This is a genomic window from Bradyrhizobium sp. UFLA06-24, from assembly GCF_054967145.1.
In genome coordinates this window covers 50,449-73,336 of sequence record NZ_JADFUE010000030.1, presented here as the reverse complement: position 1 = coordinate 73,336, position 22,888 = coordinate 50,449, and the positions used below count along the sequence as shown (strand labels likewise).

The following is a 22,888-nucleotide window of genomic DNA, read 5'->3' as shown; positions in this document are numbered from 1 at the left end:
AAGCAACATTGAGTATTAGCCGCGCTGCACACGAGGCGCGGAAAATCCCGTTTGCCTGCTGACTTCAGGACGACCTAGATAGCTCACATGGAAATGTTCTCTGCAGCGCGGTGTGCCGCACTTTGTACAGCGCGCCGCACATTTGCGGATGGGCATTGTGCGGCGCGCGAATCCAGTTCCCATTTGCAGGCTGCTTCTGCGGGAGCGGAACCGACGATCATATGCGCAAGTTAATCCATCCAGGAGAGATGTTATGTCGACCTTGCTGTGGATCCTTGCGAGTTGGGTGGGACTTAATCTGGCGCTTCCAGCTTTCGTCTTCTGGCAGAAGTCGCCGCATTTCCGTGCCCGCGTCCGCCACCTTACAATCGAAGCATTATCCCCGCCCAGGGAACGAGAGCTTGTGCATGCTCTTGTGCAGGCGAGCCGCCGGCCATAATGCGAAGCCGGTCTTCGGGCCAGAGCCGTAAGCTCTCCACCTCGCGGAGCGAAACAGGCTTACTGCCAGTGTCATAGATGCCCCTCACAACTCGAGATTAGTTCTGTTGCTTGCCAGGCGAAACACCAGCATCGCGCCGCAGCATAGAATTGTGTTTACTCCTCCCAATTTGGCGGTCTAGCTTCGGATCGCCTTTTTTTGTGAGACGCTTTTATGAGTAATTTTCAAGCCAAACTAGAACGCTTCGAATGCCTCGCCACCGAATGCGAGGAAATTGCAAAAAGGACAGATGGAAGTAATCGAGACCTATATCTGAGGGCGGCGCAGCATTATCGGGACCTCGCCAACGATGTCCGCGCGTTGATTGCTTCATTTGAGTTCGCTGCGTAGCGTGCCCGGCTTGCGACTGACGCGGAAGAGGCGTGTCGCACAATCTTTCTTCCGGGCAAAGCTGATCGAGAGCGGAATCGGCCTATGAAGCGGCCCACGCGGAACCGCTGGGAGCTGGATGACATTTCAGCGCACTCTGTCGGTTTATCTTGACGGAACCCGTCGCGAGTCGTTCGATCCTATTCGTGCCGATTTACCGCCGATTGCGGCACTGGAATGCACGGCCCCCGACCGGAAGCCCCCCTCTGGTCGGGGGTCGATTTATGTCTGCTCATTGAGCCGCTCCGGTTTCGATTGACCATTGAGCAAGGCTCGCTAAATCGCTCCATTGATTTTTCCGAATTGTACTTCGGGAGCGTCGAGTGCGATTGACTTAAGTGGAAAGGGGGCCTTTCGGCCCACGCAAAGTCGAGTGGCATCGGCGAGCGGTCTATCCATGGTTCGCTGAACCTGCTGGCTGGCGGGATGCGCGGGCCCATACATCGATCCTCCGCTCCCTGCCAAAAGGGGGCATTATGACGCAGCGTGGCGTCCACCGAGACCGCCGCGGCGCAATTCGGTACCGGCCCTTGCAATTGCGAGCGCGCTGGATAGGTCCGGAATTGCGCACGAAGTCTTCAGGTGAAGTATTCAATGCGCTATGGCGGGATCAATGCAACATCAATGACCACGGTGTCCGCTCACGCTGTCTCGCGCGAGCTCACCAAGAAGCCGGGCTGGTCGATTTGGCGTTCACAGAAGTCGCACGTGAACAAGTAAGGGCAGATACCGAGGCGGCGTATAGCACCGGCGCGTTTGGCGTTCGGAGCTTACTTATGGGGCAAATGGGGGGCTCAGCCGGAATCGCCGGGAATGTCAGCTACGGGGACTAAACCTGCTCAAGGCGAGCCGCAAGAAGCGCATCGCCGCAGACAAGTAGATAATTCAACGGCGCTGCCTATAACGGCGACGGCGAGCGCGTTCGCCGTCGCCATCTCGTATCCGCAATTTGACAACGACATCTTCGATGACGAACTGTGTACGGTCGCTATCAGTACCTCGGTGGCTCTCGGTGCCCAACAATCAGAGACGGCTAATGCCGCACAATCACAGCATGAGCGCTTGTTGCATCCAATTCTGGCGGACCCAACAGCACCCAGATGACGATAGCCGCGACAAGCGCGGCCGAAAAGGTCCACAGTGCTAAACGCATTACGGCATCATCGCCATAGTTGTGAGATCGACATCAGTGAAGCTTGGTCCGCCCGAAGCAATATAAAGGCCGCCGAGCAGCACTAACGCTAGCGCCATGTAGCCAAGAATTATCAAGCCGTCACCACTGCGAACAGAAGACGGCATGGTGTGTGAAATCGCCATGACAAACGTCCTATTCAGAATTGCGCTTCATTGCGCCTCATCATCTTAGGCCTGATCTGGGAAAGCGGTGTGAAGCAATTCACAGCATCGACGCTCAAATTCCTATCAAATCCAGTGGTTGTTTGTTCTCGCTTTGCGCGTCGCAGGACTGACAACGTTTCGACCTTTACCCCGCCCGGCTCCTCGGCGACAGCGGCTATGGCTCGGCCGAGATGCTCGCCTGGCTGGCTTACGAGTACGGGATCGAGCCGCACGTGACTGTGTTAGACTCTGGTCGCAGGACTAGGCGGTGGCCTTCAGAGAATCGAGACGTTTGCGCAGAAACGCCAGAACCATGATCTCGTCCGACGTGAGCTTGGCGTACTGGCGCTTGAACTTCCGCGCGATCTTGGCTTCGATCATCTTCACGAGGTCTCCGGACGTGTAGGCCTTCAGGACTTCAGGGTGCACGTAGCACTTGCGGCAGATTGCGGCCGTGTTGCCGAGCTGCTTCGAGACGCTCTCGATCGCGGCGACGACGTTGCGCTTCGCCTCGGCTTCGCTATCGTACTTCTTGAATTGTAACAGGGCCAACGCCGCAAGAACCGTCCCTGCCCATGTTCGGAAGTCCTTGGCGCTGAAATCCTCGCCTGTGATGTCCTTGATGTAGGCGTTGACGTCGCCGGAATCGACGGTGCGCGGCTGTTCGTCCTCGTCCAGGTACTTGAAGAGCTCGTGTCCCGGGATCTCCGCGCAGCGCTTCACGATCGCGGCTATCCGCTTGTGCTCAAGGCGAAGTTTCCACTGTTTGCCCGACTTGCCCGTGAAGTCAAACCGAAGGACGCCGCGGCCCACCGCAACGTGCTTTCGTCGCATGGTGGTGAGCCCGAAAGACTTGTTTTTCTCGGCATACTCGGCATTGCCGACCCGGATCAAAGTCTTCTCCAGAAGACTGACAATCGTGGCCAGCACCTTCTCGCGAGGTAGCCCTTCCAACTTCATGTCGGAAGCGACGCGATCGCGCAGCGCGGACAGCGCGGCCGCGAACTGGATGATGTGTTCGTACTTGTTCTGGTCGCGAAGCTCACGCCATTTTGGGTGGTAGCGGTATTGCTTTCGACCCCGAGCATCGAGCCCGGTCGCCTGAATGTGCCCGTTCGCCGAGGGGCAGATCCAGACGGATTCGTAGGCCGGCGGGATACCAATGGACTTGATACGCCGGATAACGGCGGCATCGGTGATGCGCTTGCCGTCCTTGTCGTAGTAGCTGAAGGTGGTCCCAGTCCGCTTGCGGGTGTAACCGGGCGCGGAATCGCTGACATAGCGAAGGCCTTCTTCCGCAATGGTGGCCGCGAGCTCGGCGGTGCGATCCAGGATCTGTTCTTCGTTGCTGGTCTGTCGGAGCATGGGCCGGTCCCTTGGGAAGCACTCTGGGATCGAGGCTCCGCTCTTTCACCAAGGACGACCAAGCCGGTTGGTTCCGTTCTGAGGTCAGTCGAGGCGGTGTAACTCGCTGACAGCGATGAGAGGCAGCCGGTTCCTTCAAGCGCTGCTGGTCGATGAGAGAAGGATGGCTCAACTTCAGATAATCGCCACAAAGTTCACCGACATGGCGTCCAGTCAGTGAGTCCGAAGGCCGGAATGTCCCAATATTCGCTCGATGCATTGCGTCAGCGCTATCTCGTCGAGAAGAAACCGCTCGAGACGAGCGTCGAACAGATCTTGCGGGCCGACACCCGCGCGGGAGCCCGCGCCATCCTGGCTTCGATCGATAAGAGGCGCTTCGAAAACAGGTCCGAAGGGCAGCGCCTCCGCAAGATGCTCCGCTTCGAGACCTCTCTCTGGGAGAGCGGCCAGCGTGCCGTGGCAGGCGTTGACGAGGCCGGAATGAGCCCTCTTGCGGGGCCAGTCTCCGCTGGCGCGGTGATCCTGAAACCTGGCACGCGGATAGTCGGAATCGACGATTCGAAAAAGCTCGACGCTTCGGCTCGCGAAGAACTGGCGCAGGAGATCAAGGAAAAGGCTGAGAGTTGGTGTGTGGCGTTCGTCGAAGTCGAGGAGATCGACAAGATTAATATCTATTGGGCGGGCATCCAGGCCATGCAGCGCGCCGTCCGCGGGCTAGGGTTGACGCCGCAACACTTGCTGATCGATGCGAAGCGACTGAAGGAAACCGACATCCCGCAGCAGGCCATCATCAAGGGCGATGCTAAGTCCGCCAGCATCGCTGCCGCCTCCATCCTCGCAAAAGTCGAGCGCGACGCGGTCATGCGGACGCTTGACGAGCGTCACCCCGGCTACGGCTTCGCGGATCACAAGGGCTACCCGGTGCCGGCTCACTACGAAGCTCTGGCCAGGCTCGGTGCATGCGCAGCTCACCGTCGGTCGTTCGGGCCCGTTCGCAGGGCTCTGGGATTGCCGCCCCTGCCGCCGTGGCCTTCAGCAGCCGAGCGCGAAGCCGGCTGACAGGGTCGGACGTGCCTTCTCGGCGGCGTTATTCTCGCGACCAACTCTTTTCGCGAACGACGTCCTTGGCCTTCTTGTCGGACCGCAGTCCTAGATAGACTGGCTGGCGCAGCTCTCCCTTGCTGGTCCACTCGGCGAACTTGACTTCCGCGACCAACGAAGGACGCACCCAGCTCGTGACCTGCTCATCCTTCACCTTGGCAGGAAAGGGCGACTTGGCCGTTTTGAGCTTCACGAGCTTGCCGTGAAGCTCTTCAAGAACCTGGTGGCTGAAGCCGGTGCCGACGTGGCCGATGTACCGCCACCCATCGTCCTCGCGTACCGCCAGCACGAGGGCGCCGAAGAACGGCCGGGTTCGCCTCGGCGCCGTGAACCCGGCGATCACGACCTCCTGCCGCTGCGCCGTCTTCACCTTCAGCCAATCGGCGGTCCGGCGTCCGGACGCATAGGGGCTTTCGGCGCGCTTGGCCATGATGCCTTCGAGATGTCTCCGCTCGGCTTCTGCGAAGAACTTCGTTCCACTGCCTTGGCGATGGTTGCTGAACGCGATCAGCTTGTGGCGCGGGAGGATGGCCTTGAGCCGCTTCTTGCGCTCAAGGAGCGGCAGCGCGCGCAGGTCCTCGCCGTCCGCGAACATGAGGTCGAACACGCAGTACAAGAGCTTGGCTTCATGGCGCAGGGCGTTCTGAAGCAACTGGAAATGGGATGCGCCGTCCTTGCCGATCGCGACGAGCTCGCCATCGATCACGGCGTCCGCCTTCACGCCCTCGAGCGCTTTCGCGACCTCGACATAGGAGTGGCTGATGATCTTCCCGTTTCGGCTGTAGAGCGCGACCCGACCACGCCGGATCTCCGCGACCATGCGGAAACCATCGAATTTGTCCTCGAAGACCCACTCGGGATCGTCGAACGGCGCATCGGTCAGCGTGGCCAGCATGGGCTGCAGGCGAAGAGGCAAGGTCGATTTTCGGGCCATCGCAGGGTCTTTTCTACATGGCCGGCAACGGCCGAAACGAGGAGGATGGAAGGCGAACCCGCGCGCTGTCGCCGGCGACGACGGGTCCCCCGGCCCGGACAACGCCCAGCACCCCGGATTCGAAGGGAGGGCCCGTTTCCGCCGACGAGAGCACCTGCCGCTTGAGGCCGGCCCGGAAGCGGTCGATGAGGACACAGGGCGTCCGAAGACCGGTCAGCTCGACGATTGCCGAGGGACCCAACTCGATGAAGGTGCCGAGCGGCATCCGCTCCAAGTCGAGGCCAGTCGTTGTGATGTTCTCACCCATGTCCCCGGCTGCGACCTCGAAGCCGGCTTCCGAGAGGGACGCAAAGAGCTCGGCCGGGATCAGGTGGACCTGCCGGAGATTGGGCAGACGGGGCCGGCGACGTGCCAAATACCGGTGCTGGACGAACGGGCCGGCGTGGGCGTCGCCTTCGACGCCGTGGCCCTCCACCAGGATGATGCTGTCCCGAGTTGGTTTGCTGAAGTGGTGCCGGCGATCGGCGGCGACCGCCACAACCCTCCCTTCTAACGAGAGATCGTGCGCCTGCGGCATCAGGCGGCGCGGGCGAGCGAGCGCCGCTTCTGGCGGAGGTAGCGCGTAATATCCGTGAGCGTCATCGCATTCAGGACCCGCTCGGCGGGAACACCGCCCTTGCGGGCCATCAGGACGCCCCAGTGCATGTGGTCGAGCTCGGGAATCGAGTGCGCGTCCGGATTGATGCTCAGCATGCAGCCAAATTCGAGGGCCGCCTGGTGCCAGCGCCAATCGAGGTCGAGCCGCCATGGGTGGGCGTTGATCTCGACGACGACGTCCTGCTTGGCGCACGCGCGCAGCACCTTCTCGACATCGATTTCGTAGCCCGGCCGCCGCTGGAGCTGCCGCCCGGTCATGTGGCCGATGATGGTCGTGTGAGGATCGGAAACGGCCCGAAGCAGGCGCTGCGTCTGCGCTTTGCGGTCCAGTTTGAAGCGGCCGTGGATGCTGGCGACCACGAAATCGAAGCGCTCGAGCACCTCGTCCGGATAGTCGAGCGAGCCATCCGCCAGAATATCGGACTCGATGCCTTTGAAAATCCGGAAATCCTTGCCGAAGCGTTTATTCAAGCGGTCGGCTTCCCGGTGCTGCTGCGCGATCTCCTCGACCGAGAGGCCGCCAGCATAGTGGGCGGACTTGGAATGGTCGGCTACGCCGAAATACTCGAAGCCTCGCTGGCGCGTGGCCTTAGCCATGGTCTCCAGCGTCTCGGTGCCGTCGGAGGCATCCGTGTGGCAGTGAAGAATGCCGCGCAGGTCCTGGTCGTTGACGAGCTTTGGGAGCTTGCCTCTCAGAGCCGCCTCGATCTCGCCGCGCCCCTCCCGGAGCTCAGGCTCGATGAAGGGCAGACCGAGGGCGCGGTAGATCTCGGCCTCTTCGCCGGCGATCAGGGTGCGCCCCTTGTGCAAGCCGTCGGCTTCCAACCGCATCTCCTTGTCGGCGGCCAGGGCCCGGAGCTGCTCGAGGTGGGCGGCGGAGCCGGTCGCGAGCAAAAGCGCGGCGCCGAAGTGCTCGCGGTCGGACAGGTGGATCTGCAATCCGTCCTTCGGCGACGGCTTCGCCGCCTTGCCGGCCTTGGGGACCTCGGCAACGATCGTGAGATCGCCGACGAGTTCGCAGCCCCGGCGGAAGTCGCCGGCGATCGTGACGCGCTTAAGCTCGGGCCGCGACTTGCGTATCGAATCCTTGGCATGTGCCAGCAGGGCGGCGGCACGGTGCAGATGCATGCGCCCTTCGCCGCTCTTTGCGATGGCCAGATTCTGCAGGATCTTGGTCTGAAGTGATGGGCCGAGGCCCTTGGCCTTCTTGATGCGGTCGTCCTTCGCGGCGGCCTCCAACTCCGCAAGCGACGTGATGCCGAGATCCTTGTAGAGACGCAGCACCTTTTCGGGGCGGAGACCGGGCACGGAGAGCATCTCGAGCACGCCCTCCGGAATTTCGCTGCGCAGCTTCTCCAGGCTCGGATCGGTCCCCGTCTTGTGCAGCTTGGTTATCATGCCGGCTATGGCCTCGCCGACGCCCGGAATCTCGGTAAGCCGGTACTCGGCGATGAGCACATCGAGCGGGTCGGCAACAGCCGCCAGGCTGTCCGCTGCCCGAGAGTAGGCTTTTGCGCGGTACGGATTGCCGCCGCGCAAAGCGCAGCGCTGCGCATATTCTCGAAGGAGGCTTGCTACGGCGCGGGTCTCGAGGGCTGGCACTCAATGAGCCTCCCGCCCGATGCCCTGCGACCCCCGTGAAGTGACACGAGGTCGAGTGGTCGCGGCGACGTCAGTCTCCCGATCGAGAGACCTCTCGAGCTTCTGCGCTGCGCGGAAGTCCTCGAGATGCTGCATGTTCGGAGCGTAAGCGGCCTCTTTCTTGAGCAGGTTATAAATTCGTCCGGCCACAAGCTGCAGATGCTTCATCTTGCCCTGCGGCATCGAGCGGGCTTTGCAAAGAGCCCGGACCGCGTAGGCCCGGAAGTAGTCAAAGGCATCTGACATGGTTTGATAACGTCCGTTGTCGCCTATGGTTCGGAAGCGGGCCTCCAACTTGCGCGAGGGGCGGCGCGCCCTCAAAGGGCAGCAACAGCTCGCCCGCATAGACCGGCAGCCTGGAATGGCTCCGCAACCCCCGCGAACTCCTTGCGGCGTTTCACCCTACCAAGCGACCCGACCATAGCGCCGCCACGCCAGGCGTTTGTATCATTGGGTACGGAAGGGGGCTCCGTCGGACCGGGTTTCTTTAACGGCTATTCCGTCCTGCGCGAGGCGCAGGGAACGGGGGAATCTTCTTGTTGTTGGCGGAGCTGGGGGGCGTAGCTTGAGGAGCGTCGCTATGTTGAAAACGAACGATTTGCTGGTGAAGTGTCCGAGGTGCGGAGCCTGGCCGATGGCCATCAGTGGGCAGAGAACCGTGGTCGCGCAGCCCGAGGTTTCGTTCCGATGCTCGCGGTGCGGCGGCGAGGAAGTCTGCCGCTTACACTACTTCGCGCGTTCGGATCTCGGTTCGCGTGGACTTGACGCTGCCTGACCTGGGCCAACGAAATTCTACTTCTCCGGAACGAGGCTCGCTTGGGCGACTTGATAGACCATAAGTCCAACCGGAGAATGGAGACGAACCATGAAGCCGATTGTTGCCGCCGTGTGCCTGCTCGCGCTTGCCTCCGTCTCACCGGCTGAAGCGAAGGGTTGCATCAAGGGCGCCATCGTCGGAGGCGCAGCCGGGCACATGGCCGGACACGGCAAGCTCGGCGCCGCCGCAGGATGTGTCATCGGGCACCATGAGGCCAACAAGCAAGGGAACCCGAGCGAGTCGAATGCCCAAGCCCCATCCGGTCGGAAGTAGCGATCGCGGGACCGGACGCCAGGGCGCTGGATGAAGATCCGCTTCCGCTCCGAGGCGGCATCAATGAAGCCGGCATATTTCCCCAACCACATAAACGTCTGCCACGCTCCCTCCTTTTGTTTTGGGCAACGCCTAGTTCAACGACCTGCCGTTCAATCGCCGGTGGCGACGGAAGTACAACGCCTTGGTCATACATAACCTTTTCGGCCAGTAGCGCGGAGGAGCAACGGGAGGGCAGATCCAGACCCAATGGAGCCAGCTCCCCGTCGATTGTCGCGGCGTATAGCCGACATAAACTGCGGTCTTTCACGGAAATGGGGCAACCAGTCGAACTCGGTGGGCAGCCGGGATATTCTCGAACAGCTCGTCCCAAAAGAGCAGGCCGAACAGGGTTTGCCAGAGCATGTTGTCAGTTAAGAAAACATTGGTGCCCTCGCGCCGGAGCGCGCCAGCGTCGCACCCTGCCTGTTGATCATTCGGACGAGCAGAGATCGTGCATCTTTAATAGGCCTCGAAGCGCGCTAAGAAGGCATGATGCGCCGGACGAAGCACGGAGACGTAGGTCCGCTGCACGAAGCTATTTGGCGGCACGCGTCGAGTGGCTTTGCTTACCTGCTATCCCACCACTAGGGGACACGACCCTGCAGCTCGACCGCCTCAGTATCTTCTCACTTTTGACGCTCATTCGCGCGCCTAGCGACAAGTTCTTGCGATAGCACCGATTCGCGCGCACCGCGGCGGAACGATCTGGGCTTGGCTCGTCTTGGCTGCTTAAGCGAAGGAAGTGGAAGATCGTGGATTGGTTATTGTTGCTCTCTTGTGTGGTGATCGCAGTCGCCGTGGCCGGGAGAGCCCACTCTCGTTATCTGGACGATCTCGAAGCCGATCCGGAACGTCAGCTCTTGCTGGGCATAAGTTTTGAGCAGCCGGCTGCGCCCACGCAGTATCGCGACCGTTCACCGCTCAAGTCGGATTCAAAACTGAGTTGCGACTGAGGCTCTTGGCTGCGATCCAGCCGGTCTTCTTTGGTGCGCTTGCCACCCCTAGATCCAGGTTTGCAGCTCGCGATGCTCCATCTGTGTGACTTTGAAGAGGTAATCATCTTTTCGGCGCTCTGGCTTTGAGAAGCCAAATACGACGAGCATCGCCGCGAAATATCCAGTCATCATACGTTTCCCTTCAGCGCAAGCGGTTTTCAAAGTAAATCAGGCGATCGCATCACCGGCTTGCGGCGCCGGTAAGTGATGATGGTGATGCCGGCGAATCCGAGAATCATCATTGCCCACGTAGATGGCTCAGGTACAGCCGTGACCGTGAATACAAATTGTTCATCGGTGTAATTGTTGTCAGTCCAACCCGTCTGATGCAGGCTGAGATCTTCAAAGCCCACATAGGTGCCGTTGGGAATCGTCCCATCACCGTTAAAAGCTGTCGAATACACGTGGTTCACGCCATCAGAGTTCATTTTGATGTCGGAGTAGTACGTGTAGCCGGTGGTCTTGACGTCGATGTAGAAGACGAGTGTGTCGCCGACAGTGACGTTGCCGAAGTCATGCGACTGTCCGTACGCACTGCTATGATTCTCTAGAGCAGTACCTCGGTCCTGGCCGTTCACCAGCAACCCCAGGCTTTCGGTAAAGGAAGCGCCTGAACCGTAAAAATATGCGGTCAGGGCCCCGTTCGAGGTTGAGGTGAAGGTGTAAGTGGTCGGGTTCTCGACGCCGGGGTTTGGGTAGACGACGCCAGCTTCCGCAGCTGTAGCTAGAGTGAGTATGAGCACGGCTGTGGCAACGTAGGTTTTGATCATTGCGGGCCTCACGCATTAATTTTTAAATAATAGACATTTAATATCTCGATTTAATAAAAGTCAATTATGCATATACCCACGGATGCGAATACACGTCTCTCGTGAGTGGGAGACCTGCAGGGCGGCAGGGCAAGCCAATCGGCGGTGGGGGTCGCCTGCTAGAGAACAAGAAGAGGTATTTAGGTGGAGTGGCGATCGATAAGGACTCGGATGGCTCTTGCGGCCACGCAGCCGCTCACCGATCCTACAACTTTCTCCAAAGCGTCGATCACTCGGCCATGTCGGTCGGGCGTTAATTCCTGCATCGCCTCGAGCGCCAAGGCTACAAAAATCACGAACATCAACGATCGGATCAATCGGGCTGGATAAGCAGCCCCGAACAGAAGCGCCAGGAGAAAATACGCGATGATCCGCTGCGAGGCTGCTGAACTCTCCAGCGTGGCCTCTGGGCGGAAGTGCATCGGGGACAGCGAGACAAAGCAGATGAAGGCAAGAGTGCCCCAAGCCGCTAGAGCCAAGAGTTTTCTGAGCATCCTGTGCGCATAGCGCGATTGGTCGGTCGCTGCCAATGGGTGGTCGACTTCTGGCGCGCATGGCGGCGGCGAGGTTGGCGGCAGTCGTCAACCAGAACGCCTCCAGGTTCGCAGCGCCTCAGGGATCCCGGCAAACGAACGCCTTCTCGCTGGGCTCGGCAAATACGGTCCTGCCATTTCAATGGGTCTATTGCCGCCCCATGGGGACTTCGTTGATCTTTTGCCCAATCCATATAACCAGCCGGGCATTTATTCGGCCATTGACTGCAATAGAAAAATCGAGAAAAATGGCTACGATTTAAACTATGCTTAATTTCCTTCGGTGAGGAGGTCAGCGGAGGCGGGTGACTTGAGCGGAACGTTCTGCGTTGCGGTCCTGTTAAATGTCTCTTGAGGCCACCGAACTCGCTTCCTCGCCGAAACTGGTAGAGGGCTAGCCAATGGACCGGGCAGAACGTCAGCTTTACGATCTGCGGCGTCTACAGCAAGCGCTAGAAAATATTGCGTCCGAACTCGATGAAATCGAAGGACGCTCCCATGTGCGGCTTCGTCACTTGGCGAGCAATCTCTCTGAAGGCCAGGGCCGAAGCCTCGAAGCTTGTATGTCCAACTTCGAGATCGCGGTTCGAGGCCGCCTGGCGCACTAAACCATGGCGTCTCGCTCTCTGCCGCGACAGGTTTTGGCCTGGTTCGGATAGCCAGACTGGCTGGAGTAGAGAAGCTCTGAGACGGTCGCAGAGCCTGCGCACAAGCAGATCGTTCCGAACGCGTCAGACTGTTGTGTCTGATTGCGATAGGCGAGGGGCGCAACTTCTAACAAACAAGTTCTTCATCCGGCTCAGACAAAGGCGTCACCGCATCAACCGTAACGTGGAAGCGATCCAGGACAGACTTGCACAACGCGCCAAGTTCTTGTTCTGCATCCTCAGGTCGCATTTTCATCAAGTAGTCCGAGCTGGCGGTTCCTCACCGCTCGTTTTAAGGCTGAGCATCTAATCTGCGCGAGCAACTTCAAAGTGGACGTGGTTAGAGTGCGGGCACCGGCGCGTTCGTGTGTCGGTGATGTGACAAATACCCTCCAGTTGCAAGCGCATAGAATACACCCATCCAATCATTCGCCCGAAAATTTTGCGTGCGACGCCACAATCTCGCTGCGTTCACTAAACACCGTGTCGCGTGGGGTGAGGTGGGTCTTTCAGCATCACGTTGAGCGGCAGGCCACCCTCGACACGCAGAGGTTCGAATGGGTGCTGCAACTTACGGTTATGAAAGTGCGCGAGCACTGTTGTCCGCGCGCGGCAGTGCTCTGCAGAGACCGTTTCAGATCGTGATCATAACGGCCGATTTTCTGTTGATCCTACTGAGCTATGTCCTCGGGGTGTGCCTTCATGGTGCTGAGGTTGCTTCCTCTGCCAACGGTGTGTCACTAGGCGCCGGGTTGTTTGTCGGAGGCGTTTTCGTCACGTTTGCTTATTTTCGTGATTTATACGCGACGCACCGACTGCTGAATCTGGCTTGGCAGCTTCGGAAGGTGCTCTACATCTGGTTGATGTCGCTGACCGTCCTGGCGGTGGTCGCTTTCTTGTTGGACTCGACGAACAATCTCTCCCGAGGAAGTGTCCTCGTCTTCGCTGCCATCGGAGGCATTGGCCTGATTGGTCTCCGCTTCGTCTGGCAGTCGGTGTTTGGTACAAGCTTTGCGAGAACTCGCCTGGTCGATCGTAAAGTGGTCTTGCTCAGTCTGCGGCCGCTTGATCTCACCTCCAGCCGCTTTAAGGATCTGCGCCGGAACGGGTTCGATGTCGTGCATTATGTTGTTCTCGGGGGCAATTGCGACGATGATCACTGGGAACGAGCGATCCGCGACGTCATCCGTCAATCGCGCTCTGCTGAGGTGGATGAATATCTGCTCGCGATCGACTGGAATGAGCTTCCGGTTCTGCGCAAGCTAACGTCCCTTTTGCGCGCTTTACCCCAACCGGTACGCTTGCTGCCCGACGATCCGATCGCAGATCTCGTGGCTCGTCCGTTTTTCCCGGTCAGCGGCACTATCGCGATCGAGATTCAGCGACCCCCGCTCAGCATCGTGGAGCGACTGCAAAAGCGCAGCCTCGACGTGGGAGTGGCGTTGTTTGCGCTGGTGCTGCTGATGCCGTTGGTGCTGACCGTTGCCGTTCTGATCAAGCTGGATTCGCCCGGACCGATCATTTTCCGGCAGTCGCGCCGCGGCTTTAATGGCAAGCCGTTCGAGATATGGAAATTTCGCACGATGACTGTCTGCGACACGATCTGCCAGGCAGCTAAAAGGGGTGCGCGGATCACCCGGATCGGGCGCTTCCTTCGCATGACGGGTATCGACGAGCTACCTCAGCTCTGGAACGTGTTGCGGGGGGACATGTCGCTGGTCGGGCCGCGCCCGCATGCGCTTGCCCATGACCACTACTATGACGAGCTGATCAGTAAGTATGTCTATCGCCATCATATGAAGCCCGGCCTGACGGGCTGGGCTCAGGTAAATGGATTCCGCGGCGGAACACCCACGATCGACCTGATGGAAAAACGGATCGAGTTTGACGTTTGGTACGTCGGCAATTGGAGCATCTGGCTCGACCTCAAGATAATGGCGCGCACAGCCTCGGCTGTGTTGTTCCAAGAGGCCTATTGAGCTCGCACGTCAAGACGTATCAGCAGAGGACGGTGGTCCCCAAGCTCAGTCGCGCGGTGGCTTTCGAAAGAAGCGAACAATCGTGTCGCCGAGTGCGATGAGTGGCGGCGCGAGAACAAAAAAAGCTCCTGTTGCGACGGCGACGATCACGTGCCGAAGTAAGACGGGCTCGTCCCGCTCTGCTTCTGTCTGACCGAGCTCGATCGGAGCTGGCGAGAGCTTTTTTCGAGGAGATACGGGCCGCGGTTTGCGCGGGCGAACGACGAGTAAAACGAACAAGATATTGAGCAGAACCCAAATCGCCAAAATTGTGAGGACGATACGCATCCCAAGCCACCAAAAATATGCTAAGAAATAGCCTTAAAATTAACCCGTTGGAACTTGGAAGACAAGGTGCCTTTTTCTTCAGCAGCGAGGCGTCGTCCAGGTACAGGCTAGGGCACAAGTTGCATCTGGCGAAACCCGGAGGAATACGGAGGAAAGGCGGAGCGCAGGCGGGCGGGCCGGAATCCATCCTTAGGTCTTTGCTCGCCAACTGGCACAGGGAATATTGCCAGGACAGGGCCTTGCACCGCGCCAATAGTCGGCGGAGTCCAAGGCCGCAGGCTTGCCAACCAGTACCGCGCCCCCTGACGCGACCGGTCGATCATGCCTTCTCAACCCGAAGCGAAGTCAACGATTATCCAAGCACTTGTCGACAGCAGCAAGTCTGCGCAAAGCACCAGCAGAGCGAGCTTAAGCCACGGGAAACGTTTGCGGCGCAAGCGCACGCAACGTCCTTTCAATCGATTTGGCGGACTCGAAACACCGCTTGCAGAAATGGCCAAGTGCATCAGGGTAAGCGGACTCGATAAGGGTCTTTGAAGTATTCCGATATGAACTGACCAGCCTAGTATTTTGTCAAGCATAGAATCTCGCTGTGTTTGTAAGACAGAAGGGGACTTTACGGCTGGAGAACCAGTCAGCCCTTAAGCGAGCCGAATTCTTTCGCATAACACGACCGGGAATCTTTACTGAGCCCTGCTCCTGAAGAGCAATGATCTAAACCTTTGCCGGCCATTCGATGGGCTTATAGAACAGTCCGCGGCGCTCGATTTCCTGTCTGAGTTGTTCGGCGCGTTCCTGGGCTGGCCCACTGACCAGACGAACACCTGTGGTGACCTCGGCGTGCACGTCATCGCGGATGGCTTCATACATGTGAATGATGAAGTGATCAGAAAGGTTCTCGAACGGCATCGGCGTTTCATCCCAACAGGTGGGGCCGCCAGAGTTTTGGGGGCGGTGTTGCTGGCGGCCCCGTACCGGACCATTGAATAGTGGTCTTGGGATTTCGACTTGGGGAAAGACGAGTCCCATCCGGCCCGCGCATAATGCCATCGGCACCTTGGGCATCAAGCTGAGCTTCGAATTAACCTCACTTCTAAACGTTAAGCGAGGCTCGAAGCGCCTAGCGCGACAGCTGCCTGGTACAGCCGAGACGTCCAAAGCATCGAAATCGTCTTCGGGCGAAGAAAATCGCAAGCACGAAAGCATCCTTGATCTCGAGCCGGGCATTACGGCATTTGCTGACGGCAAGCCTCATCAGGACAAGGGCCTCGAACTCGACGTCAAAGCAAAGCGTTTTGTGGAGCGCAACCTGAATCACGCTTGATCCGCATCCGGACCGCTCGGCGGCCTTTTGTCGGGTTCGCGTGGGCCGCGCTACTTGGTGCGACCTCTCTTAGCCGTTCGCTTTAGGAACTCATCAGGCTCGACTTCGAGTTTGTCGGCAAGGCGGCCGATGACGTTTATGCTGACGTAGTACACGCCTTTCTCCAGCTGGCTCAGATAGCTCCGGCTTATCTCAGCCTCCAGGGCAAGTTCGTCTTGCGACCATCCCTTGGCATTGCGCAGACGACGCAAGTTAGTGGCAAATGTCTCACGCAAATCCATGCGGGCAAAGATGCCGCTTGCTCAGTATATTGCACCTCGATATACTTAACAAAGTACGATCCTCTAACCACTCAGCGACCGTAAGCTCATGCAGATACCGCCGCTCGATCCGAACGTGGCTGACCTCGCTCCCGGCGGGCCTGTGCTAACCTCTTACGACGAGGAGCACGTTGTAACGTACATTCGCCTTTTGCAGGCTGAGGGCGAGGGAGCGGACTGGCGAGAAGTCGCTCGAGCCGCGTTGCACATTGATCCCGATCGTGAGCCGGATCGTGCGCGGAACGCATACGAGAGCCATCTTGCGCGCGCCAAATGGGTAACCGAGCACGGACGTTTGTTACGGCGCCGTTCCGAAACAGAAGAAATCCGCCGCCTAAAGACGTGCGGCGGAGATTAATTCTCCGGCTCAGCGGTGGTCGTTCATTCTCACGCACCACGTGTTGCCAAACCAGAGGCTCCTGCAAAAATCTTCCGCCGATGGACGAGACTGTCGTGGTAGCGGTCACGCGTGCCAATCCGGCAAAGAAAGTGCGTTACGACGAGGATCATCGGCGATTTATCGAGTGGGTTTTGCCAATGCCAATCCAGCGGTGCCGGCCGATCGTCGCAAACGGGGGTGGTCAGCGCTCGAACCGCTGAAGCGGCCGCCGCTTCCGACCAGCGGGGAGTGGAAAGCAAGCCGTGGCGGACAGCCTCAGTCGTGTGCCAGAGCTCCAGATCGCGTCGCGATTACCACGACCGAGCCGACGCCAGCAGAGGAATTGGCCGTTGTCGACTGGGATACGGGGCATCAGCCCTGGCTCACACGCCAAACGGACGCGCGGTGTCGCCCCTCTAGCGACCATGGACCCGAATGACGGTGTGGAGCTCTGGGCAATTTGCGCGACCGATGAGCCTCTAATTCTCGTCAGGGCTTTTAAAAGCTTTCGGACCTCGCCGATCGCAAGAAGCGCTCTCGGTCTGTGATAGGGGAAGCGGCTGCAACTTCGTTTCTATCGCCAGACGGAGTGGCACTCGGCTCTGGGTCGCGCGTCCTCCGCCAACATCAAAGATTGGGAGGCGGCCTTTACTCATTGCCTCGACCGGCTCTTGCGTCAGATGCAGAGGCTTGAGCGTGACGCTGGCTTAACGGCCGAGAGCCTTTTCTCTCGCTTTGGTTGAAGATTACACCGCCATTACCGACGAGGCGCTGGTAAAAGGCAGAGAGCGTTTTGAAGGTTTGCTCGAGGCGCTTGGACGTCGTTTGCAAAAGGGGAAAGCTTCCTCCGGCAAATTGTAGAACGTCAGGAGCCGGCCAAAGACACTTGAGCGAGCGATGTAGACAGACCATTTCGCCGGTCCTTCTTTTTCTACGCCAGCCTACGACCGCAGCGATTTAGCCGAATTGACGAAAGCTGGTCGCGCTATCGAGTCGCACGAGCTGACAGCAAGAGGGCTAGCATGCAAATTGTCGGAACATGGCATCTCATTGCGCGCGTTTTTCTCCCGTTTGCTGCTGGATATTATCTTTCATATCTGTTTCGGACGATCAACGCTTTGATCGCCAGTCATCTCAGCTCGGATACCGGGCTTGGGATTGCCGACCTAGGGTTGCTTACGTCAGTCTATTTCCTTATTTTCGCGGCGGCTCAGATTCCCGTCGGCATATTGTTGGACCGCTTTGGTCCACGTCGCGTGCAGAGTGCTCTGCTTTTGATCGCAGCAATGGGCGCCGGACTTTTCGCGGTATCGACCGGTTTTCTCTCACTTGTGATCGCGCGCGCAATGATCGGGCTTGGCGTGGCAGCCGCGCTGACTGCAGGGCTGAAGTCCATCATTCTTTGGTTCCCCAGAGAACGCGTCGCCTTGCTGAACGGGTACATGATCATGTTGGGGTCATTGGGAGCGGTGACTGCTACGTCTCCGGTCGAACACCTACTCGCCTGGACGGGGTGGCGACAGCTCTTTGATATCCTGGCGGCCGCTACCGGTGCGACCGCCGTTCTCATCTATGTCGTGGTGCCCGAACGAGACATTGTCCCACCCATAGCGCAAAGCCCGGCGACCCTTAGCTCCGTTTTCGGCGATCGACGGTTCTGGCGAATGGCCCCATTGTCGGCGACTTGCGTTGGATCGTCCTGGTCCCTGCAGGGATTGTGGGCATCGCCGTGGTTGACAGACGTCGAGGGGCTTGATCGTGCAACTCTGGTCCGACACCTTCTTACGTTTTCGATCGTCTTGAGCTGCGGTGCCTGGTTGTTCGGTACGACTGTCCATTACATCAAACGGAGAGGAATCGGGGCGGAGACGATATTAGCGGTGGTCGCAGTTCTGTTCGTCGCATCTGAACTAGCCTTGATCTTGCGAGCGCCTCTGCCCTCCATTGTGCCCTGGTCAGTTGTCGCCATTGTCGGAACGGCAACTGTGGCGAGCTTCGCGGTGATAGCGGATTACTTTCCGCCTGAGCTAGCTGGTCGTGCCAATGGCGCTCTCAACGTCCTGCACTTCGGCTGGGCATTTTTGGCACAATTCGGGACTGGCCTGATCCTGGAGCAATGGTCTGCGAATGATGGCCATAGGCCCGTCCAAGCCTATCAAGTCGCGTTCGGTCTCAACGTAGCGCTTCAGATCGCGGCGCTGCTCTGGTTCGCGCTGCCTTGGGGCCGATACATAGCTTCACGGATGAGGCCAATTCCGTTCTTCGTGCCGGCCGATATTTTCGACGCTGTCGAGTCGGTAATCGCGTATGACGATTGGGTCATTCTGCCGCCCGCGGAAGACGATGCGGCGTGGTGAGCAACACCTCGCCGTGGATCGGTACGGTCGAGTAGCCGCCAAATACCAGTTCTCAGTCTTTCTTTTTCTGCGCTAGTCTACGATCACTGAAGTCGCTTGTTGCGCCAAGTCCATCGGTACCTTTTCTAATCATCCCCACATGAGGACGTTCGTTGGACGTCCTCATTCGGTGGGGGCGAACGGTGGCAATCCATTCAATTCAATCAGAAGCGAGCTCGCGCGGCGCGCGAATGCTACGCAGCGCGCTTGGCTCAGCGATTGCCGCCTACCTCGAAGACGAAGCGATCATCGAGGTGATGCTAAATCCAGATGGGCGGTTGTGGGTCGACCGGTTGTCGAATGGCCTGATCGACACAGGCGAAACTCTCTCCGCAGCGGACGGCGAGCGTATTGTTCGTCTGGTAGCGCACCACGTAGGTGCGGAGGTGCATGCGGGCTCGCCACGGGTCTCGGCCGAATTGCCCGGGACCGGCGAGCGCTTCGAAGGTCTGTTGCCTCCGGTCGTTGCGGCACCGGCCTTTGCGATCCGCAAACCCGCCGTCGCCGTGTTTACGCTCGACGACTACGCCGCCAAGGCGATCATGACCGCGGAGCACGCCAAGATCCTACGAAACGCAGTCGTCGCACGGAAGAACATCCTTGTCGCCGGTGGGACATCAACCGGTAAGACAACCCTGACGAATGCGCTTCTGGCCGAGGTGGCGAAGACCTCCGATCGGGTCGTGCTGATCGAAGACACGCGCGAACTTCAGTGCAAAGCGCCCAATCTTGTAGCGCTCCGGACCAAGGATGGTGTGGCCACGCTATCGGATCTCGTTCGCTCCTCGCTGCGCCTACGACCGGATCGCATCCCGATTGGCGAGGTCCGTGGTGCCGAAGCACTCGATCTGCTCAAAGCCTGGGGCACCGGCCATCCCGGCGGCATCGGGACCATTCACGCGGGCACCGCGCTTGGCGCGCTGCGGCGGCTCGAGCAACTCATCCAGGAAGCCGTCATCACAGTTCCGCGGGCCCTGATCGCCGAGACCATCAACCTCGTCGCTGTTCTTGCCGGCCGCGGCGCTGACCGTCGCCTCGCTGAGCTCGCCCTCGTTTCGGGGCTTGGCGCCGCCGGCGACTACGAACTTTCATCAGCAGGAGACTGACATGCGTCAGCAATTTCGTTTTCTTCGAGATGCCGCTTCAATGGCCATGATCGGGATCGTTCTTTTGGCGTCGGCTCCAGCATGGGCAGCCGGCTCGAACATGCCGTGGGAGCAGCCACTCAATCAAATCTTGCAGTCGGTCGAAGGTCCGGTCGCTAAGATCATCGCCGTCATCATCATCGTCGTGACCGGACTCACGCTCGCGTTCGGGGACTCGTCAGGTGGTTTCCGCAGGCTGATCCAGATCGTGTTCGGTCTGTCGATCGCGTTTGCCGCGTCGAGCTTCTTCCTGTCGTTCTTCTCCTTCGGCGGCGGCGTGGTGATCTGATGGATGAACCGGTCGCAGGCTTCGTTGCGCCCGTTCACCGCGCGCTTACTGAGCCAATCCTGATGGGCGGCGCGCCGCGGTCGGTCGCGATTGTGAACGGCACGCTTGCAGCCGCGCTAGGACTTGGAATGCGGCTTTGGATCGTGGGTCTTGTCCTCTGGTTCATCGGCCACATGGCCGCGGTCTGGGCCGCCAGGCGCGATCCCGCCTTCGTCGATGTGGTGCGCCGACACCTACGCATTCCCGCACATCTCAACACCTGAGCCCTCTGTCATGATGAACCTTGCTGAATATCGCCATTCCAGCGCGCGCCTCGCCGACTTCCTCCCCTGGGCAGCCCTTGTCGACGAAGGGATCATCTTGAACAAGGACGGCTCGTTCCAGAGGACAGCAAAGTTCCGAGGACCCGACCTGGATAGCGCAGTGCCGGCTGAACTCGTCGCGGTCGCCGGTCGTCTGAATAACGCCTTGCGTCGCCTGGGATCCGGCTGGGCCGTATTCGTCGAGGCGCAGCGTCATTTTGCGGGGACTTACCCGCCTAACTCCTTTCCGGACGTTGCGTCTGCGCTGGTTGACGCGGAACGCAAGGCTCAGTTCGAGGAGGCGGGTGCCCATTATGAGTCCAGCTACTTTCTGACCTTCCTCTTTCTACCTACAGAGGAAGGGGCCGCCAGGGCAGAGCGTTTGCTCTATGAGGGACGCGATCGCACTGTTGGGGCCGACGCGCGTGAGTTGCTGCGCGGGTTTGTTGATCAAACCAACCGCGTGCTTCAACTCGTTGAAGGGTTTATGCCCGAATGCGCCTGGCTCGATGATCAGGATACGCTGACCTACCTGCACTCGACGATCTCGACCAAGCGTCACCGCGTTCGCGTGCCCGAAATTCCGATGTACATCGATGCGCTGTTGGCAGATCAGCCGTTGACCGGCGGGCTAGAGCCGATGTTGGGCTCAGCCAATATTCGGGTCCTGACGATTACCGGCTTTCCGGGGGCGACCACCCCGGGGATCCTGGACGATCTGAATCGCCTGGCATTCTCGTATCGTTGGTCGACGCGCGCAATCATGCTCGACAAGACCGACGCAACCAAGCTGCTGACCAAGATTCGGCGGCAGTGGTTCGCCAAGCGAAAGTCGATTGGCGCCATTCTCAAGGAGGTCATGACCAACGAGGCGTCGACGCTGCTCGATACCGACGCGCACAACAAGGCGATCGATGCCGACGCGGCTTTGCAGGAACTGGGGTCGGATCAGATCGGACAAGCTTTTGTCACGGCGACCATTACCGTCTGGGACCGCGATCCCAACGCTGCCGATGAAAAGCTGCGGTTGGTCGAGAAGGTCATTCAGAGTCGCGATTTCACCTGCATGATCGAGACGGTGAACGCCGTCGAAGCCTGGCTCGGCAGTCTGCCCGGGCACGTCTACGCCAATGTCCGGCAGCCGCCGGTTTCAACGCTCAACCTCGCTCATATAGTTCCGATGTCGGCCGTGTGGGCGGGCGAAGCGAGGGATCTGCATTTCAAGGGTCCGCCGCTTCTGTTCGGCAAGACCGAGGGATCGACTCCGTTCCGGTTCTCCCTCCACGTCGGCGACGTCGGCCATGCCCTTGTGGTAGGACCGACGGGCGCTGGCAAGTCAGTGCTGCTCGCGCTGATGGCTCTACAGTTCCGCCGTTATCCGAACTCACAGGTCTTCGCGTTTGACTTCGGTGGTTCGATCCGGGCGGCCGCCCTCGCCATGGGCGGTGATTGGCATGATCTCGGCGGCGCATGGTCCGACGGAGGTGAACAACCCGTCGCCCTGCAGCCGCTGGCCTGGATCGATGATCCTTCTGAACGCGGATGGGCCACGGAATGGATCTGCGCAATCCTTGCTCGGGAAAAGGTCGAGATCACCCCGGAGGTCAAGGATCATCTGTGGTCGGCGCTGACATCTCTCGCTTCGGCGCCGAGGGAGGAACGCACCCTCACGGGCCTGTCAGTCCTGCTGCAATTGAACTCCCTAAAGCGCGCCCTGCAACCATACTGCCTGGGCGGGCCTTCCGGGCGCTTTCTTGATGCCGAATTCGAACGTCTCGGTGAGGCGTCGGTCCAGGCGTTTGAGACCGAAGGCTTGATCGGAACGAGTGCGGCACCGGCCGTGCTGGCGTATTTGTTCCATCGCATCGCGGACCGCCTCGACGGCCGGCCGACGCTCCTTATTGTCGATGAAGGCTGGCTTGCCCTCGACGATGAGGATTTCGCCGGCCAGCTCCGAGAATGGCTGAAGACACTTCGGAAGAAGAACGCATCCGTCATCTTCGCCACCCAGTCGCTTTCTGACATCGATGGCTCCACGATAGCACCAGCGATCATCGAAAGCTGCCCAACGCGCCTGTTGCTGCCGAACGAACGGGCGATCGAACCGCAAATAACCGCCATCTACCGCCGCTTCGGACTCAACGACCGCCAGATCGAGCTTCTGAGCCGAGCCACGCCGAAGCGCGACTACTACTGCCAGTCCCGCCGGGGCAACCGGATGTTCGAACTGGGTCTTGGCGAGATTGCGCTCGCCTTCACCGCAGCCTCTTCCAAGACCGACCAAGCTGCCATCGCGCAGCTCCTAGCCGAACATGGGCCCAACGGCTTCGTACCGGCCTGGCTCCAACACCGTGGCGTCGCCTGGGCCACCGACCTGATTCCTAATCTCGCAAATCTGGAGAAATAG

Annotated in this window: 21 protein-coding genes and 2 pseudogenes; 13 read left to right on the top strand and 10 right to left on the bottom strand. The window is 59.4% G+C overall.

Going from position 1 to position 22,888, the window contains the following annotated elements:
* The first annotated feature begins 1,681 nt into the window (after positions 1-1,681).
* Positions 1,682-1,972: a hypothetical protein gene (locus tag IF809_RS23270; protein ID WP_462838670.1), complete on the top strand. Its 291-nt coding sequence runs from the start codon at positions 1,682-1,684 to the stop codon at positions 1,970-1,972.
* 48 nt (positions 1,973-2,020) lie between these two features.
* Here the strand turns inward: IF809_RS23270 and IF809_RS23265 are convergent, their stop codons facing one another.
* Positions 2,021-2,185 (bottom strand): hypothetical protein, encoded by a 165-nt coding sequence (locus IF809_RS23265; protein ID WP_462838669.1) that lies wholly within the window; start codon positions 2,183-2,185, stop codon positions 2,021-2,023.
* A gap of 282 nt (positions 2,186-2,467) precedes the next feature.
* Entirely contained in the window at positions 2,468-3,571 is a 1,104-nt protein-coding gene (locus IF809_RS23260; protein WP_462838668.1) for a DNA topoisomerase IB, read from the bottom strand.
* A 234-nt stretch (positions 3,572-3,805) separates the two neighbouring features.
* Between IF809_RS23260 and IF809_RS23255 the strand changes: the two genes are divergently transcribed.
* The gene (locus IF809_RS23255) at positions 3,806-4,630 is read left to right on the top strand and encodes a ribonuclease HII (RefSeq protein WP_462838667.1); all 825 of its coding nucleotides are present in this window, start codon (positions 3,806-3,808) and stop codon (positions 4,628-4,630) included.
* Between the two features lie 28 nt (positions 4,631-4,658).
* On the opposite strand, the gene ligD is transcribed toward IF809_RS23255, so the two are convergent.
* Genes ligD through IF809_RS23240 form a run of 3 tightly spaced genes read right to left on the bottom strand, consistent with a single transcriptional unit; the run spans position 4,659 to position 7,865 of the window.
* Positions 4,659-5,606: a non-homologous end-joining DNA ligase gene (gene ligD / locus IF809_RS23250; RefSeq protein ID WP_462838666.1), complete on the bottom strand. Its 948-nt coding sequence runs from the start codon at positions 5,604-5,606 to the stop codon at positions 4,659-4,661.
* Positions 5,607-5,619: 13 nt separating this feature from the next.
* Positions 5,620-6,183, bottom strand: a complete 564-nt coding sequence (locus IF809_RS23245; protein WP_462838665.1) for an MOSC domain-containing protein — start codon at positions 6,181-6,183, stop codon at positions 5,620-5,622.
* Positions 6,183-7,865 carry a helix-hairpin-helix domain-containing protein gene (locus IF809_RS23240; protein ID WP_462838664.1) on the bottom strand — a complete coding sequence of 561 codons (1,683 nt, stop codon included), beginning with the start codon at positions 7,863-7,865 and terminating at the stop codon, positions 6,183-6,185. The genes IF809_RS23245 and IF809_RS23240 overlap by 1 nt, the downstream gene beginning before the upstream one ends.
* A 904-nt stretch (positions 7,866-8,769) precedes the next feature.
* Between IF809_RS23240 and IF809_RS23235 the strand changes: the two genes are divergently transcribed.
* Positions 8,770-8,994 carry a hypothetical protein gene (locus IF809_RS23235; RefSeq protein ID WP_453982883.1) on the top strand — a complete coding sequence of 75 codons (225 nt, stop codon included), beginning with the start codon at positions 8,770-8,772 and terminating at the stop codon, positions 8,992-8,994.
* Between the two features lie 794 nt (positions 8,995-9,788).
* Entirely contained in the window at positions 9,789-9,989 is a 201-nt protein-coding gene (locus IF809_RS23230) for a hypothetical protein (protein WP_462838663.1), read from the top strand.
* A 200-nt stretch (positions 9,990-10,189) separates the two neighbouring features.
* On the opposite strand, the pseudogene IF809_RS23225 reads toward IF809_RS23230, so the two are convergent.
* Together IF809_RS23225 and IF809_RS23220 are read right to left on the bottom strand one after the other, a co-directional pair.
* Positions 10,190-10,309: pseudogene (locus IF809_RS23225) on the bottom strand (PEPxxWA-CTERM sorting domain-containing protein); the annotation flags it as partial.
* Positions 10,310-10,980: 671 nt separating this feature from the next.
* Entirely contained in the window at positions 10,981-11,370 is a 390-nt protein-coding gene (locus IF809_RS23220) for a VanZ family protein (protein WP_462838662.1), read from the bottom strand.
* A gap of 1,207 nt (positions 11,371-12,577) precedes the next feature.
* Between IF809_RS23220 and IF809_RS23215 the strand changes: the two genes are divergently transcribed.
* The gene (locus tag IF809_RS23215; RefSeq protein WP_462838661.1) at positions 12,578-13,999 is read left to right on the top strand and encodes an exopolysaccharide biosynthesis polyprenyl glycosylphosphotransferase; all 1,422 of its coding nucleotides are present in this window, start codon (positions 12,578-12,580) and stop codon (positions 13,997-13,999) included.
* Positions 14,000-14,044: 45 nt separating this feature from the next.
* On the opposite strand, the gene IF809_RS23210 is transcribed toward IF809_RS23215, so the two are convergent.
* Both IF809_RS23210 and IF809_RS23205 read right to left on the bottom strand, forming a co-directional pair.
* Positions 14,045-14,326: a hypothetical protein gene (locus IF809_RS23210; protein ID WP_462838660.1), complete on the bottom strand. Its 282-nt coding sequence runs from the start codon at positions 14,324-14,326 to the stop codon at positions 14,045-14,047.
* A 714-nt stretch (positions 14,327-15,040) separates the two neighbouring features.
* Positions 15,041-15,235, bottom strand: coding sequence for a hypothetical protein (locus IF809_RS23205; protein WP_462838659.1), 195 nt, complete (start codon positions 15,233-15,235; stop codon positions 15,041-15,043).
* A 148-nt stretch (positions 15,236-15,383) separates the two neighbouring features.
* Between IF809_RS23205 and IF809_RS23200 the strand changes: the two genes are divergently transcribed.
* Positions 15,384-15,650, top strand: coding sequence for a hypothetical protein (locus tag IF809_RS23200; RefSeq protein WP_462838658.1), 267 nt, complete (start codon positions 15,384-15,386; stop codon positions 15,648-15,650).
* Between the two features lie 50 nt (positions 15,651-15,700).
* Here IF809_RS23200 and IF809_RS23195 read toward each other — a convergent pair whose 3' ends face one another.
* Positions 15,701-15,931 (bottom strand): helix-turn-helix domain-containing protein, encoded by a 231-nt coding sequence (locus IF809_RS23195; protein WP_462838657.1) that lies wholly within the window; start codon positions 15,929-15,931, stop codon positions 15,701-15,703.
* A gap of 88 nt (positions 15,932-16,019) precedes the next feature.
* Here IF809_RS23195 and IF809_RS23190 point away from each other — a divergent pair, with 88 nt between their 5' ends.
* From IF809_RS23190 to trbE, 7 genes and pseudogenes are all read left to right on the top strand, one after another.
* Positions 16,020-16,328: a DUF2285 domain-containing protein gene (locus IF809_RS23190; protein WP_462838656.1), complete on the top strand. Its 309-nt coding sequence runs from the start codon at positions 16,020-16,022 to the stop codon at positions 16,326-16,328.
* A gap of 523 nt (positions 16,329-16,851) precedes the next feature.
* Positions 16,852-17,239, top strand: a pseudogene (locus IF809_RS23185) (CopG family transcriptional regulator); the annotation flags it as partial.
* Between the two features lie 132 nt (positions 17,240-17,371).
* Positions 17,372-18,706 (top strand): MFS transporter, encoded by a 1,335-nt coding sequence (locus IF809_RS23180; RefSeq protein WP_462838655.1) that lies wholly within the window; start codon positions 17,372-17,374, stop codon positions 18,704-18,706.
* 230 nt (positions 18,707-18,936) lie between these two features.
* Entirely contained in the window at positions 18,937-19,851 is a 915-nt protein-coding gene (gene trbB, locus IF809_RS23175) for a P-type conjugative transfer ATPase TrbB (protein ID WP_462838654.1), read from the top strand.
* Positions 19,852-19,891: 40 nt separating this feature from the next.
* The gene (locus tag IF809_RS23170; RefSeq protein ID WP_462838680.1) at positions 19,892-20,179 is read left to right on the top strand and encodes a TrbC/VirB2 family type IV secretion system protein; all 288 of its coding nucleotides are present in this window, start codon (positions 19,892-19,894) and stop codon (positions 20,177-20,179) included.
* A complete protein-coding gene (locus IF809_RS23165) occupies positions 20,179-20,442 on the top strand; it encodes a VirB3 family type IV secretion system protein (RefSeq protein WP_462838653.1) in 264 nt (87 codons plus the stop codon). The genes IF809_RS23170 and IF809_RS23165 overlap by 1 nt, the downstream gene beginning before the upstream one ends.
* A gap of 10 nt (positions 20,443-20,452) precedes the next feature.
* A complete protein-coding gene (gene trbE / locus IF809_RS23160) occupies positions 20,453-22,888 on the top strand; it encodes a conjugal transfer protein TrbE (protein ID WP_462838652.1) in 2,436 nt (811 codons plus the stop codon).